Source organism: Rubrivirga aquatilis, from assembly GCF_046845665.1.
In the GTDB taxonomy this organism is placed as follows: domain Bacteria; phylum Bacteroidota; class Rhodothermia; order Rhodothermales; family Rubricoccaceae; genus Rubrivirga.
Genome location: NZ_CP177355.1, coordinates 3,610,944 through 3,623,305 on the forward strand (window position 1 = coordinate 3,610,944; position 12,362 = coordinate 3,623,305).

The window sequence follows — 12,362 nt, forward strand, 5'->3', positions numbered from 1 at the left end:
GCGGTGCCCTCGGGCCTCAGCGGCCGATGGGCACGACGCGGATGTCGTCGAGCACTACATCCGACACCACGAACGTCCGGCGCTCGTCGAACACGTCTCCGTACGTACTGAGCGCCCCGAGCGAGTCGGCGGACCAGTTTCGCCAGTCCTGAAACAGCACGCCGCCGACGCGGCTCTCCCCGATCGGCTCGCGGAAGCGCGTCCCCGTCGCTGCCCGCGCCGTGTCGCCAGGCGTGACCGCGAACGTGTAGGCGTAGTACCCGATCTGCCCGTCCGTCTGCCGAAGCCAGTACACATACTCATCGTCGAAATCGGCGCCCCCGCCCTCTCGCGCGAAGGTGACGGCGACGCGGTCGTAGTCCTCTCCCCCGACGCGGTCGGGCGTCAGCACGCGGGCTCGGACAGCGGGATCGGTGAGCGGGGCCGGGAGCAGGGCGAAGTAGACGACCGAGTTGACGGCCGTCGTGAGTCGCCCCGCCTCGGCCGCGTCGAGCGGCACCTCGGCGCCGTCGACGAAGCGGTGGGGGCCGTCGTTGTCGACCACCTCCTCGACGGTGCGCCCCAGGCTGTCCGTCAGCGTCCGCGCGTAGCGGAAGGCGCCGTTGTCACGGCGGACGGTGAACGGGGTGCCCCGGAACGAGAACGAGACCTCGGCGCGGTCGAGCTGGCCGGAGCCGTGGTGGATCCGCGTGCGGTCGAGGAGCGCGAGCGCCTCGGGGTCACCCTGGGGCGCAGCGGGCCGCTCGCACGCGGCCAGGGCGAGGACGACGACGAGGGCGGCGAGGAGCGGTCGGGTGTGCACGGCAGCGAGGGGCGCGGGGACAGCGGAGACGAGGGACGAGTCCCCAGACTTACGAATACCGACCGCCCCGGGCCTCGACGGGCTGATCAGACGAACGGCGACCGCTGCGCCGCCGTCGCCAGCTTCTGCGTGTCTTGGGCGATCACCAATTCCTCGTTGGTCGGCACCACCCACACCGGGATGGTGCTGTCGGCCGTCGTGATCCGAGCCTCCTCCCCGCTGGCGCCGTCATTCGCGGCCGGGTCGAGCGTCATCCCTAGACCCTCCAGGCCCCGCATAATCTGGGCGCGGACGGGCGCGGCGAACGTCCCGATCCCCGCAGTGAACGCAACCGCGTCGATCCCGCCGAGCGCCGCGAGGTACTGCCCGAGGTACCCTTTGACGCGGTAGCAGAACACGTCGATGGCCTGCTGGCAGCGCACGTCGCCGTCGGCGGCCTCCTCCAAGAGGTCGCGCATGTCGGCGGCGTAGCCGCTGAGCCCGAGCAGGCCGGAGTAGCGGTTGAGGAGCGTGTGGACCTCGGCCAGCGAGGCGTCCTCCTTCTCGGCGATCTCGAAGACGATGGACGGGTCGAGGTCGCCGCACCGCGTCCCCATCACGAGCCCCTCCAGCGGCGTCATCCCCATCGACGTGTCGACGGAGCGGCCGTCGCGGATGGCGGCCATCGAGCACCCGTTGCCGAGGTGGATCGTCACCACGCGGGACGACTGGAGATCGAGGCCCGCGAGCTCGTACAGGCGGCGCGAGACGTAGTAGTGGCTCGTCCCGTGGAAGCCGTAGCGGCGGATCTTGTGGCGCCGGTAAAGCCGGTTGGGGAGCGCGTAGAGGTACGCGTGCGGCGGGATCGTCTGGTGGAACGCCGTATCGAAGACGGCCACGTGGGGCACGTCGGGGAAGGCCTTTTGCGCGGCCCGGATGCCCTGCAGGTTAGCTGGGTTGTGGAGGGGCGCCAGGTCGAAGGCGTCGCGGATGGCGTCGATCACCTCGCCGTCGACGAGGGCGGACTCGGCGAACCGCTCGCCGCCATGGACGACGCGGTGGCCGACGGCCTCGATCTCGGGAAGCACGTCTTGGTTCGGCCCGTCCGCCTCGCGCATCTGCTCCATGAGGTGCGCCAGCGCCGTCGCGTGGTCTGGCGCCCCCAGCGAAATCCGCTCGGGCTTGGCGTCGCCGAGCCGGAACGAGGCCAGCGACGAGACGGCCCCGATCCGCTCGACCTGCCCGGACGCCAGCGTCGCCCCGGCGTCCGCGTCGATGAGGTCCACCTTGAGCGACGAGGACCCGGCGTTGAGGACGAGGATGGTCATGGCGAGGCAAGGGGAAAGGGGCAAGGGGCTCCACGGCCGGGACCCCGTGGTCTCGACGGACGCACAGGCTCATGGATCACGCCTCCGCCTGCAACGGGAGGAACGCGGACGGCACGCGCGCTCGGGGGCTCTCGGGTCGAAGCGTTCGCGGGGGTCAGAGTTCCTTGGCCGCCCCTTGCCACATCCCTCTTCGCCCCTCACCCTCTCAGACCTCCACGACGCGTGCGCGCTGCTGGTCGTAGGCGTCGCGCAGGGCCTGAGCGGCGGCGTCGCGGATGGCACCCGGGTCGCCGTCGGCCGGGGCGACGGCGCCGATGAACAGCGGGGGCTCGCCGGAGGCCAGCGTACCGCACCAGTCGGCCGCGTCGGCGGGGGCGAGGTCGAGGAAGGCCCCGAACAGGAGGTCGCCGAACGGCTCGACGCGGCGCACATCGGGCGCGGTCTCGAGCCGGTCGCGGAGGTCGCTCTCGGCCCGCGCGACGGCCTCGGGCGTGTGCTGCGTCAGCCGCACCTCGGCGTCGGCCAACGTCACCAGCGCGAACGCCAGCGGGCGGTCGGCGTCGAGGGCCCCCTGCTGCTCCTGGGCGATGATCTCGGCGCGGGGGACGGGGCGCAATGTCTCGACCTGCTCGTCGGAGATGGGCCCTGGCGCGTCGTCCCGAGCAAGGGGAGTCGGGGCGTCGGCCGGCGCCGGCATCTCGGTGAGCGCCGCCAGCAGGTCGGCGTAGCGGTCCGCGGACGCGTCGCCGCGCTCGACGAGCAGCACCCGGCCGTCGTCGAGTGGCACCGCGCGGGCGTCCTCGCCGACGATCGCCGAGAGCGCGCCGAGGTCGTCGGCCCGGAGGTCGGCGGGTTCGTCGAGCGCCAGCGCGGAGCCCGCCACGGGCACGAGCACGCCCCGGTCGCTCCGCGCAATCACCTGGTGCCGGTCGCCGTCGTGACGGACGACGGCCACACGGCCGCCGGCGTGCGCCGCCAGCGACGCCAGCAGCAGCGGGACCGCCTCGCCGGACCACGGCGCGTCGTCCGCGACCGTTGCGCCAGCCGGGCGGCGGGTCGCCGTGCGGACCGCCGAGACACCGTCGGCGTCGACGCGGTCGGTGCTGGCGGGTCGGGCCACAGATGCGGAGGGACGCGAGACGGGTCCGGGGTCGTCGGTGAACCGGGCCTCGTCACGGTCGGCCGGCCGCGCGCTGGCGGGGCGCGGAGCCGAGAGCCCCAGGCTGCCGAGCGCGTCGGGGTCCGGTGGCGGCGGCGCGTGCGCGGGGAGCTTGGGCCGTCGCTGGCGGGCTGCCCACACGCCCACGGCGGCCAGGACGAGGAGCAAGAAGAACCAGCCGTAGAGGGGCACGGGAGCGGTCGGAGGGGCGCAGGACGCAGACCGGGTAAGGTATCCGCCGCGCGCGGGCTCCACAAGCGCCCACCTCCGACCGCGCGCGCCGTCGCCGATCCCTGTCGCGACTAGTTTTGGCTCCCCCCCACCCCGCCCAACCGTGGACACGTATTACAAGCCCGAGCACCTCCCCCGCTTTGGCGAGATCGCGGAGGGCTCGAAGCCGCTCGCGGACGCCTTTTTCAGCTACTACGGGAAGGTGTTCGAAGACGGCGCCCTGTCGGCCCGTGAGAAGGCCCTGATCGCGCTCGCGGTCGCCCACACGGTCCAGTGCCCGTACTGCATCGACGCCTACACTCAGGACTCGCTGGCGAAGGGCTCGGACCTGGAGCAGATGACGGAGGCGGTCCACGTGGCGACGGCCATCCGCGGCGGCGCCAGCTTGGTGCACGGCCTCCAGATGCTCGACGGCGTCAAGGCCCAGACGATGTAGCGGTCGCGGTACGCCCCCACCTGTCAGACGGTCCCGCATGCTCGTGTGGGACAGACCATCGAGCGCGGCTCGCCCGTACGCTCTCCCCCGATCCTCCCCCCGATGTCCAACGGCGACGGCGCAGCCATCCCCCTTCCTGTCCTCTCCGCCGAACTGTTGGCGGACGTGATGGACGGGCCGAAGCGGACGACGAGCCTCTACGGGCGCCGCACGCCGCTGGCGGAGCCTGCGGCCCAGTTCGACGCCCTCGACACCGTCGCGCTCGCAGGGGGCCCGACGGGCACCGGCAGCTTCCACCGCGACTTGGTCGCCAGCGGGTGGGCCGAAGGCCTAAAGCCGGCCCCGCTGGAGATCTTCCAGATCAACATCGGCAAGCTGTGCAACATGACGTGCCGGCACTGCCATGTGGACTCGGGCCCGGACCGGACCGACGAGAACATGGACCGGGCTGCCGTCGACGCCTGTCTGGCGGCCATCGACCACATCCAGGCCCACCCGGACGGCGGGGCGCTCCACACGGTCGACCTCACGGGCGGGGCGCCGGAGCTGAACCCGCACTTCGAGTATCTCGTCGACGAGTGCGTCGCTCGCGGGCTCCACGTGATCGACCGGTGCAACTTGACGATTCTGACGGTCCGCCGCTACCAGCACCTGCCCGAGTGGTTCGCCGAGCGCGGCGTCGAGGTGGCGTGCTCGTTGCCGCACTACCGCCAACTCGGGACGGACGCCCAGCGCGGCGACGGGACCTATCAAAAGTCGATCCGCGCGCTCCGCGCGCTCAACGAAGCCGGCTACGGCCAGGGCCACCCCGACCGCGTCCTCACGCTCGTCACCAACCCAACCGGCTCGTTTCTGGCCGGCAACCAGGCGTCGGCCGAGCGCGAGTGGCACGAAGCGCTCGACCGCAACCACGGCGTCCAGTTCGACCGGCTCTTCGCGCTCAACAACATGCCGATGAGCCGCTACCTGGAGTGGCTCTTGGAAAAGGGCCAGCTCGACGCCTACATGCACCGCCTGCTCGACGCCTACAACCCGGCGACGCTCGACGGGCTGATGTGCCGCAACACCGTCTCGGTCGGCTGGGACGGCGCGGTCTACGACTGCGACTTCAACCAGCAGCTCGAGATGGACGCGGCCGTCCCGTTCGCGACCGTCGCCGACTTCGACCTGGCCGCGTGGCAGGCCCGGACCATCTTGACCGCGCGGCACTGCTACGGTTGCACCGCTGGCGCCGGCTCGTCCTGCGGCGGGGCCACGGCGTAGGCGCGCCCCGAGCGATGGTGCCCGCGCCCGTCTGCGCTCAGGCGTGTCCCCATTTCCCGCCCTGGTCCGGTTTCGCCCCGGCCAGGGCGGGACTCGTTCGGGCCGGCCCCGTACGACGGGCAGACACCGCCTCCGCTCCCATGCTCTCCGACCGCAACCGCTGGATCCTCGCCTCTGGCTTGGCCGCCACCGCCGCCTCCTTCCTGACGCGCTCCGTCCTCCGACGGGGCTGGAACACGGCCACCGGCGACGACCCGCCTCTCAACCCCGCCTCGTCAGAGACCGCCTGGACCGAGGCGCTCGTCTGGACGGTCGCCGCCAGCGTCGTCGCGGGCGTCTCGCGGCTGGCCGCGCGCCGGAGCGCCGCGTACTTCCTCGACGGGTCCGTCCCATCCGACCGCTTCGACTGAGCCGAGCGATGGCCCGAAGCGGGACTGGGCTCCTCACGCTTCCTCAGCCATGGCCCTTCGTTCCTCCCCTCGGAGCATGTCGCGCCCTCGGCCTGGGCCTCGACGGCCGCCCCGCTGTCCTTCGTCGTCACCCCTGTGAGAGCCGAAGAGGCCCGTAGCTGTACAGCGTGCGAACCCTGCGTCTCGCTTGGAGACAAGTCGAAATGGGACGGTGTGGCTGGAGGGGATGACCGCCGCAAGATCTCCTTGCCGACGGCGTGGTCCCACCGCTCAGGTTGCGTCCTCTGGTCCATGTCGTACGCGTCGACGACGGCAGCGCGCGTTGGGTCTCACTCGGGCTGCCGACAGGTCAAAACACGCCCATCTCATCCAAGTCGTCGAGCTCGATCTCCACCCCGCCGATGCGGTCGGCGACCAGGTTGTACACGAACGCGGTCAAGAACCCGGCGATGAACCCGCCGATCACCCCGGCCACCGGGTAGGCGATGATGGCGACCAGGCCGATCCCGGCCCCGAGCGCGCCCATCTCGCCGGAGGACCCGATCACGCTGAACGCGCACCCGATGGGTAGCGCGAATAGCAGGGCGATGGCGCCGTAGACAGCGGCGTAGACCTTGGCGAGCGAACCGGGGTCGATTCGGCGGAGCGTGGTCCTCATGTGCGGGCCGGTGGTGAGCCCGCAGTGTAAACCCGATGGAGCAAACGCCTGCTGGCGCACGCTCCGAGACGCCTAGGCGTGGAACATGAGAGACGGGCCAGGGAGCGCTCTCGCCGAGTCCTCCCAGGCCACGTGCCCCGTGCCATCTCGGTCCCCAGCGCATCGACGCCTCCGGCTCTATCGGGTCGCGCGTTCTAGAACGCCCCCAGAATGGCGCCGGCGACTGTGTAATACGTCACGTGGTAGCCCGCATCGATGGCCCACAGAGCCAGCGGCTTCTGGCTGAACAGGTACGTCACGCCCAGCGCTGTCGCCACGAACGCGCCGCCGAGCACGAGCCCGATCAGCGCCCCGCCCACCACCGTCGCCTCACCCATCACGAGCGCCAGCGTGACCACGGCCACCAGCTGCAGCGCGAAGGCAGAGCCGTAGACCTTCCCCATGTTGACGCCAGCGACGGATTCGTCGGTGATCCCCGCCAACATCTGCCAACGCGCCCCGAAGAGGGGCCCGTACCACAAAGCACCGATGCCGAAGGCGGCAACAACGGCCAGGAGAACGGCAATCAGGTTCAGGTCAGCGTCTAGGGTCATGGGAGAACGGGGTGGGTGGACCTCCAACGTAGAGCGGACGCCCTGACTGACCGACCGCCTCGGCAGGGCCGCCCCCTCGCGCAACGGAGCAGAGACCTTCAACGGCCCCCTCGGGGTCGCGGCAAGCCCTCAGAGGGCCGGAATCTGCCACCAACGGGGACTCCGGCTACGTCTCCAGCGCGTCCGCGCTGTAGACAAACCGAGGCGCGCCCGTCGGCACGGTCCGCACATCGGGCGGCAGGGCGACCTCCGGGAGCGGACGCCCCTCGAAGCCGGGCGGCAACGGGTTGGGCTCAGCCCACAGCGTCCTCCGCGTGGTCTCCATGAGCACGTGGTCGCCGGACCGACCGCGCACGTAATCGCGGGTGAGCGGGACCTTCCCATCGGGCGTGTCGAGCACGTAGGCCGGGACCGCGAAGCCGGAGGTGTGGCCGCGCAGCTCGCGCATGAGGTCCATGCCGGCCTCGATGGATGTGCGCAGGTGCGCCGTCCCGCCGATAAGCTGGGCGTGGTAGAGGTAGTACGGCCGCACGCGCGCCGCCACGAGCCGTTCGCAGAGCTCGCGCATCGTGCCCGCGTCGTCGTTGATCCCCGCCAGCAACACCGACTGGTTGCCGACCGGCACGCCCGCGTCCGCCAGCCGCTCACACGCCGCGACGGCCTCCGGCGTGAGCTCCTTGGGGTGGTTGAAGTGGGTGTTCAGCCAGACGGGGTGGTGCCGCGCGAGGACGGCGCACAGCCCGTCGGTGATGCGCATCGGGTTGACGACGGGCAGCCGCGACCCGAGCCGGACGACCTCGACGTGGGGAATCGCGCGGAGCTCACCGAGCAGCCAGTCGATGTTGGCGTCCGAGAACACCAGCGGGTCGCCGCCGGTGAGCAGCACGTCACGGATCTCGGGGTGCTCGCGGAGATACGCCAGCCCGTCGCGCAGGTCGTCCTTGCGCATCATGTGGTCCGCGTCGCCGACCATCCGCTTGCGCAGGCAGTAGCGGCAGTACACGGCGCACTCCGAGGTGATGCAGAAGGCCACCTTGTCCGGGTAGTTGTGGACGAGGTTCTTGACGGGGCTGTGGCCGACCTCGTCGAGCGGGTCCACGACGCCCACGATGTCGGGCGCCACCTCGGCCGCCTGCGGCACGACGTGCTGGCGGACCGGGCAGGCCGCGTCGAGCGGGTCCATCAGGCTGGCGTAGTACGGCGTGATGGTCCACCGGAAGACGCCGGCCGTCGCCTCGATGGCGTGGCGCTCGCCGTCCGTCGGCTCGATGTAGCGCTCGAGCGCCTCGACGGTCGAGACGCGGTGGCGCATCTGCCAGCGCCAGTCGTTCCACTCGGCGTCGGAGCCGTTGTGCTGGGGGCGGGCGGTCACGCGGCGCTTGCCGTCCGAGGCGCGCGGAGGCGAAGCACCTGCTCCTCGCGGAGGTCCGGCGTCGCAAGCGTGCGCCCCTCGTCGTCCACGAACTCGACGAGCCAGACGCCGTCCGCGAGCGTCTCGACCAGCACACCGACCTCACCGCGCTCCAAGCCGTGCGCGGGGAGATCGTCCAGCAGGGCGACCGTGTCGAGCAGGCTGAAGGAGGGGCTCATGAGACGACGTAGCAGGTGGTCAGTCGTGGAAACGACTCGTGCGAGCGGACGATCCACCCCGTCCGAACGGTCGCCGCCCCGGTTTCCGTCTCGACGGGGATGTCGACCCGGTAGAGCACGCCGTACGGGAAGATGCCCGTCTCGACGGCCTGTGCCGACCGGACGCCCTCCAAAATACGGTCCCGCAACCATTCGGCATCCGCCGCCCCGAGACCCAGCGCGGCCCGGAAGACGCGCGCCTTGTGCTGGCCCACGTCGTGCGCGGACGACAGCGAGTAGTCCCGGAGCTTGCGGAGGTCGACGTGGGCTCGGTCGGCGTTGGGAAGCATGTCGGGGGTGGGTCGGGGGGACAGGCTTAAAAACGGGGCGTGACGAACCACTGGCTACGTAGGAATCACTACGGCGCCGTACCTCGCGGGGGCCCGCACCCCCGACGACTAGCTATCCCGACCGTACGGGCTGAGCCCACGCCGCTGTTGAGCTTCCCCCCACCGGCTGGCACAAGCATCAGCCGAGTCAGTGGCTTGCACCGAGCGCCTCCTCGATCACCCCGTGGAGGTCCGCCCCCGCGCTGTTGCCACTCCAAACAATCACGCCCTCCGGGTCGATCAGCACCGAGGTCGGGTAGCCGCGCACGTCGTAGAGGTCTGTCACCGGGCGGCCAGTCCGGTTGGGCTCGACGATCTGGGGCCACCGCTGGCGGAACCGCTTCACGAAGGCGTGCACGTCGTCGGCCGCGTCGAGCGCCACGCCGACGATCTCGAAGTCCGCGCGGTCGGTCGAGTCATAGAGCGCCGTCAGTTCGGGGGCGCCCGCGATGCACGGGCCGCACCACGTGGCCCAGAACTCGAGGAGCACGTGCCGCCCCCGCAGGTCCGCCAGCGCCAGCGTGTCGCCCGCCAGCGTCCGCGCCTTGAACCCGGGCGCGATCTCGCCGACGGCGGGCGCCTGCGCGAACGCGGGGGCCACCAGCAGAAGCAGGAACAGCCAGCGCGTCATCGGACTCGGGTGCGGTGAGCGCTCGGTGCTTCCGCCTCTGCGGGCTCATCGAGGTCGAGACGAAGGAGAGGCTCGCTGGCGGGCGCGGCGGAGGCCCCGCCCGCGTGTGCATCGATCGGCGCGGGCTCCGTCGCGTGGGCTAGCGGGGCCGCGGTGGTCCACTGGCCCACCTCCTCGGCGAGATCCTGCCCGTCGCGGGCCTGCTGCTCGCGTCGTCTCCGGATCCGAGGGGCGACGATGAGCCCGCCCATGCCGACAGCGGTGACCAACGCCAGCGCAAGGGGCACCTGAACGGCGAGATCGGTCAACCCAAACCCCACGGAGAGGAGCCCGCCCAAGAGAAAGACGGCGACGAGCCCGAAGAGTCCGCCTATCGCCCGCCCGTGCACGCGCTCATTGGCGAAGCCCGAGTCGACCGTTACCACGCGAACGCGGGTACGGCCCGCCCTAGGGCTCACGCTGACGGTCCGCCGGAGCCCCCTCAGCGTCTGGTGCGTCCACTCCCAGCCCTCACCGACGCGCCGCATCTCAGCGGCCGTACCGAGTGCGACCGACCGCCCGAATCGGACACGGAGGTGGTCGAACGCGTCCTGCCAACCCTCGGCGGTGGCGAGTCCGTCGACCCAGTGCTCGGCGACCGAGGTGGCCGCGGAGCCGCCGCTCGGGCGCAAACGGCCGGCGTCGAGTTCGGCCGCGGCCTGGCGAACGAGGGCTGGATCGAGGCCCGCCTCGCGACACGCCCGCTCGACCTCGGCGAGCGTCAGCCCCTGGGACCCACTCGGCTCCGTTGCATCCCGCTGGCGCTCCGCGGTTCGCGCGATGATCGCGGCCACGTCGTCAGGAGTGTAGATGGGGTCAGCCATGGCTCAGGCGTCCTCGGGCTTGCGAACGTAGGGGTAGCGCCGGTACTGCGTGAGGACCACGGGGTCGGTCGTCGTCTCGAACGTGTCGCCGCAGACGGAGCACGTGAACACGATCTTTTTGGGCGTGCTCGACATCCCGTTGAGCAGCGCGAACCACCCGCCGCCGCCGTGCGTGAGGTCGGGACGGATGGCGTGGTGGTAGCGGTCGTGGCCGCAGGAACAGGTCGGGCGTGTGTCCATGCCGGGTCTACGCGGCGGGTGTGTTGGCGGTCTCCCCCACCGAATCGTTTCGAGCCGACTCCACGGCGAGGGTGAGCGCCGCGCCTAGCACATCCGCGAGGAATGACTCGTAGCGCTGCCCCGCCAGCTCGGCGAGGATGGCGAACGTGCCGTCGGGCGCGAACGTGGGGAGCGGGTTGATCTCGATAAAGACCGGCCGGCCGTCGGCGCCTACGCGGAAATCGGAGCGCGAGAAGTCGCGGCAGTCGAGGGCGCGGTGGGCGGAGAGCGCGGCGTCCGCGAGGGCGGCGTCCAAGGCGTCGCTGAGGTCGCCATCGAGCCGGTAGTCGTCGGTTGCCTCGTCGAGGGCGTGGATGCCGATTCCGGAGGCCAGGTCGACGGCGCGCTGGAGCGGCGGCAAGGCTCCCGCATCGGCGCCTGTCCCGACCACGCCGACGGTGAACTCGGGCCCGTCGACGAACGCCTCGACGACCACGTCGCCGTAGAGCGCGAGTTGGCGGTCGGCCTCGGCGGCGAGCGCGTCGGCGTCGGCGCAGCGGCTGGCGCGAGAGATCCCCTTGGCCGTCCCCTCGTAGCGCGGCTTGACGATGACGGGGAACGCGAGCCCGGCGGCGAGTGCGCGCACGTCGTCGCCAGGCGCGGCGGCGCCCCCCGCCGGCACGGCCACGCCGGCCGCGGCCACCACGGTCTTCGTCAAGTGCTTGTCGAGCGATACCGACAGGCTCAACGCGTCGCTCCCGACGCACGGGACGCCCGCCAGTTCCAGCAGTACGGGCACATGGGCCTCTCGATTCCGGCTCCCGTAGCTCTCAGCGATGTTGACGGCGGCGTCGAGACTGAGCGGTCCGCGCGCCATCGCCGCCAGCAGGGCGCGGGCATTCCCGATGCGGACCGGCGTGTGTCCAAGACGGGTGAGCGCGGCTTCGAGCGCGGCGACGGTCTCCTCGGGCTCGTACTCCGCGTCCCAATCGTCCGGGGCGCCAGGCGGGCGGGGGGCGTCGCCGAAGCGATCAAACAGAAGGCCGACGCGCATCGCTAGAGCCACTCGGCGGCGCTCGGGGCGACGGGCGCGGCGCGCTGGCGCTCAGCAGTCGCCTGCGCGACCACGCGGGCCTGGCGAACGCGGACGTCGCGACGTGTCAACGACGCCATCTCCTCGGCGGTGAGCCACTCGGACGGACCCACGGGCGGCAGCGCGTCGAGGGCGACGGTGGGCTCGGGGGCGTCGTCCCAGGCCTCGGCCTCGGCTTCGTCGGCGGTGAGTGCCGGGTCGGCGGTGCGCGCGGCGCGGGCGGCGACGGCCATCACCCGTCGCAAGCGTCGGCCCGCGAGCAGGGTCTGCCCCCACGCGGCGGCCCCGACCCAGACGGCCACGACGAATGGAACGGCCAGCAGCGACACGACGACGGCCCACTCCTCCAACGTGGCCGTCCGGGCGCTCAAGACGACGGCCGCCAGCACGCCGATCGGGATGCACAGAAACACCGACATCAGCACATAGGGGCGCGACTCGGGACGGATGTGCTCGGCGACGAGCCGCACACCATCACGGTCGGCGTCGCCCCACAGGGCGATCTCGCTGCGGCCTCGCGTCGGCCCCGCAGTCCACCGGGGCGCAGCGCGCGTCCCCGCCGTCACGCCGGGCCGGCCGAAGGCCCTCTCGGCGGCGGCCGTCGCCGCGTCCCACACGTCGGGGTGGAGCGTCTCCAGCCGGATCTCGCGTCGCACCGTGCGCGGCGCCTTGAGCCGCCTGTGGCGCGGCTGCTCGGCGAGCGGAGCGTCGGGCGGAAGTGGGGGCATTGGGCAAGCGG

General features: G+C 71.7%; 16 protein-coding genes. 3 read left to right on the forward strand and 13 right to left on the reverse strand.

Features of this window, described 5'->3' with window-relative positions:
• Window positions 1-16: 16 nt before the first annotated feature.
• The 3 genes from ACLII4_RS16025 to ACLII4_RS16035 all read right to left on the reverse strand — a co-directional run bounded on the left by ACLII4_RS16025 (window position 17) and on the right by ACLII4_RS16035 (window position 3,460).
• Window positions 17-802, reverse strand: a complete 786-nt coding sequence (locus tag ACLII4_RS16025) for a DUF6503 family protein (protein WP_412068397.1) — start codon at window positions 800-802, stop codon at window positions 17-19.
• 86 nt (window positions 803-888) lie between these two features.
• Complete coding sequence (locus ACLII4_RS16030; RefSeq protein WP_412068398.1) at window positions 889-2,109, reverse strand: acetate/propionate family kinase; 1,221 nt, start codon at window positions 2,107-2,109, stop codon at window positions 889-891.
• A 205-nt stretch (window positions 2,110-2,314) separates the two neighbouring features.
• Window positions 2,315-3,460, reverse strand: a complete 1,146-nt coding sequence (locus ACLII4_RS16035) for a hypothetical protein (protein WP_412068399.1) — start codon at window positions 3,458-3,460, stop codon at window positions 2,315-2,317.
• 142 nt (window positions 3,461-3,602) lie between these two features.
• On the opposite strand from ACLII4_RS16035, the gene ACLII4_RS16040 reads away from it, so the two are divergent.
• The 3 genes from ACLII4_RS16040 (at window position 3,603) to ACLII4_RS16050 (ending at window position 5,608) form a co-directional block, all read left to right on the forward strand.
• The gene (locus ACLII4_RS16040) at window positions 3,603-3,935 is read left to right on the forward strand and encodes an arsenosugar biosynthesis-associated peroxidase-like protein (protein WP_412068400.1); all 333 of its coding nucleotides are present in this window, start codon (window positions 3,603-3,605) and stop codon (window positions 3,933-3,935) included.
• A 102-nt stretch (window positions 3,936-4,037) separates the two neighbouring features.
• Window positions 4,038-5,198, forward strand: a complete 1,161-nt coding sequence (gene arsS / locus ACLII4_RS16045; protein WP_412068401.1) for an arsenosugar biosynthesis radical SAM (seleno)protein ArsS — start codon at window positions 4,038-4,040, stop codon at window positions 5,196-5,198.
• 140 nt (window positions 5,199-5,338) lie between these two features.
• On the forward strand, window positions 5,339-5,608 hold the full coding sequence (locus ACLII4_RS16050; protein ID WP_412068402.1) for a DUF4235 domain-containing protein: 270 nt from the start codon (window positions 5,339-5,341) through the stop codon (window positions 5,606-5,608).
• Window positions 5,609-5,957: 349 nt separating this feature from the next.
• Here ACLII4_RS16050 and ACLII4_RS16055 read toward each other — a convergent pair whose 3' ends face one another.
• The 10 genes from ACLII4_RS16055 to ACLII4_RS16100 all read right to left on the reverse strand — a co-directional run bounded on the left by ACLII4_RS16055 (window position 5,958) and on the right by ACLII4_RS16100 (window position 12,351).
• Complete coding sequence (locus ACLII4_RS16055) at window positions 5,958-6,266, reverse strand: hypothetical protein (RefSeq protein WP_412068403.1); 309 nt, start codon at window positions 6,264-6,266, stop codon at window positions 5,958-5,960.
• A gap of 194 nt (window positions 6,267-6,460) precedes the next feature.
• A complete protein-coding gene (locus ACLII4_RS16060; protein ID WP_412068404.1) occupies window positions 6,461-6,859 on the reverse strand; it encodes a DUF1761 domain-containing protein in 399 nt (132 codons plus the stop codon).
• 166 nt (window positions 6,860-7,025) lie between these two features.
• The gene (locus ACLII4_RS16065; RefSeq protein WP_412068405.1) at window positions 7,026-8,231 is read right to left on the reverse strand and encodes a KamA family radical SAM protein; all 1,206 of its coding nucleotides are present in this window, start codon (window positions 8,229-8,231) and stop codon (window positions 7,026-7,028) included.
• Window positions 8,228-8,449, reverse strand: a complete 222-nt coding sequence (locus ACLII4_RS16070) for a DUF4926 domain-containing protein (protein WP_412068406.1) — start codon at window positions 8,447-8,449, stop codon at window positions 8,228-8,230. Before ACLII4_RS16070 ends, ACLII4_RS16065 begins: the two co-directional genes overlap by 4 nt.
• Entirely contained in the window at window positions 8,446-8,778 is a 333-nt protein-coding gene (locus ACLII4_RS16075) for a DUF6883 domain-containing protein (protein ID WP_412068407.1), read from the reverse strand. The genes ACLII4_RS16070 and ACLII4_RS16075 overlap by 4 nt, the downstream gene beginning before the upstream one ends.
• Before the next feature lie 187 nt (window positions 8,779-8,965).
• Window positions 8,966-9,448, reverse strand: coding sequence for a TlpA family protein disulfide reductase (locus ACLII4_RS16080; protein WP_412068408.1), 483 nt, complete (start codon window positions 9,446-9,448; stop codon window positions 8,966-8,968).
• Complete coding sequence (locus ACLII4_RS16085; protein WP_412068409.1) at window positions 9,445-10,311, reverse strand: hypothetical protein; 867 nt, start codon at window positions 10,309-10,311, stop codon at window positions 9,445-9,447. Before ACLII4_RS16085 ends, ACLII4_RS16080 begins: the two co-directional genes overlap by 4 nt.
• Window positions 10,312-10,314: 3 nt before the next feature.
• Window positions 10,315-10,551 carry a hypothetical protein gene (locus ACLII4_RS16090; protein WP_412068410.1) on the reverse strand — a complete coding sequence of 79 codons (237 nt, stop codon included), beginning with the start codon at window positions 10,549-10,551 and terminating at the stop codon, window positions 10,315-10,317.
• 7 nt (window positions 10,552-10,558) lie between these two features.
• Window positions 10,559-11,584, reverse strand: coding sequence for a D-alanine--D-alanine ligase (locus ACLII4_RS16095; protein ID WP_412068411.1), 1,026 nt, complete (start codon window positions 11,582-11,584; stop codon window positions 10,559-10,561).
• Window positions 11,585-11,586: 2 nt separating this feature from the next.
• Window positions 11,587-12,351 carry a hypothetical protein gene (locus tag ACLII4_RS16100; protein ID WP_412068412.1) on the reverse strand — a complete coding sequence of 255 codons (765 nt, stop codon included), beginning with the start codon at window positions 12,349-12,351 and terminating at the stop codon, window positions 11,587-11,589.
• Between the last annotated feature and the right edge of the window lie 11 nt (window positions 12,352-12,362).

Bases quoted from the DNA above. Each gene is read 5' to 3' on its own strand.
- ACLII4_RS16030 (WP_412068398.1), bottom strand. From the start codon at position 2,109: ATGACCATCCTCGTCCTCAACGCCGGGTCCTCGTCGCTCAAGGTGGAC.
- arsS (WP_412068401.1), top strand. From the start codon at position 4,038: ATGTCCAACGGCGACGGCGCAGCCATCCCCCTTCCTGTCCTCTCCGCC.
- ACLII4_RS16050 (WP_412068402.1), top strand. From the start codon at position 5,339: ATGCTCTCCGACCGCAACCGCTGGATCCTCGCCTCTGGCTTGGCCGCC.
- ACLII4_RS16055 (WP_412068403.1), bottom strand. From the start codon at position 6,266: ATGAGGACCACGCTCCGCCGAATCGACCCCGGTTCGCTCGCCAAGGTC.
- ACLII4_RS16060 (WP_412068404.1), bottom strand. From the start codon at position 6,859: ATGACCCTAGACGCTGACCTGAACCTGATTGCCGTTCTCCTGGCCGTT.
- ACLII4_RS16070 (WP_412068406.1), bottom strand. From the start codon at position 8,449: ATGAGCCCCTCCTTCAGCCTGCTCGACACGGTCGCCCTGCTGGACGAT.
- ACLII4_RS16075 (WP_412068407.1), bottom strand. From the start codon at position 8,778: ATGCTTCCCAACGCCGACCGAGCCCACGTCGACCTCCGCAAGCTCCGG.
- ACLII4_RS16080 (WP_412068408.1), bottom strand. From the start codon at position 9,448: ATGACGCGCTGGCTGTTCCTGCTTCTGCTGGTGGCCCCCGCGTTCGCG.
- ACLII4_RS16085 (WP_412068409.1), bottom strand. From the start codon at position 10,311: ATGGCTGACCCCATCTACACTCCTGACGACGTGGCCGCGATCATCGCG.
- ACLII4_RS16090 (WP_412068410.1), bottom strand. From the start codon at position 10,551: ATGGACACACGCCCGACCTGTTCCTGCGGCCACGACCGCTACCACCAC.
- ACLII4_RS16095 (WP_412068411.1), bottom strand. From the start codon at position 11,584: ATGCGCGTCGGCCTTCTGTTTGATCGCTTCGGCGACGCCCCCCGCCCG.
- ACLII4_RS16100 (WP_412068412.1), bottom strand. From the start codon at position 12,351: ATGCCCCCACTTCCGCCCGACGCTCCGCTCGCCGAGCAGCCGCGCCAC.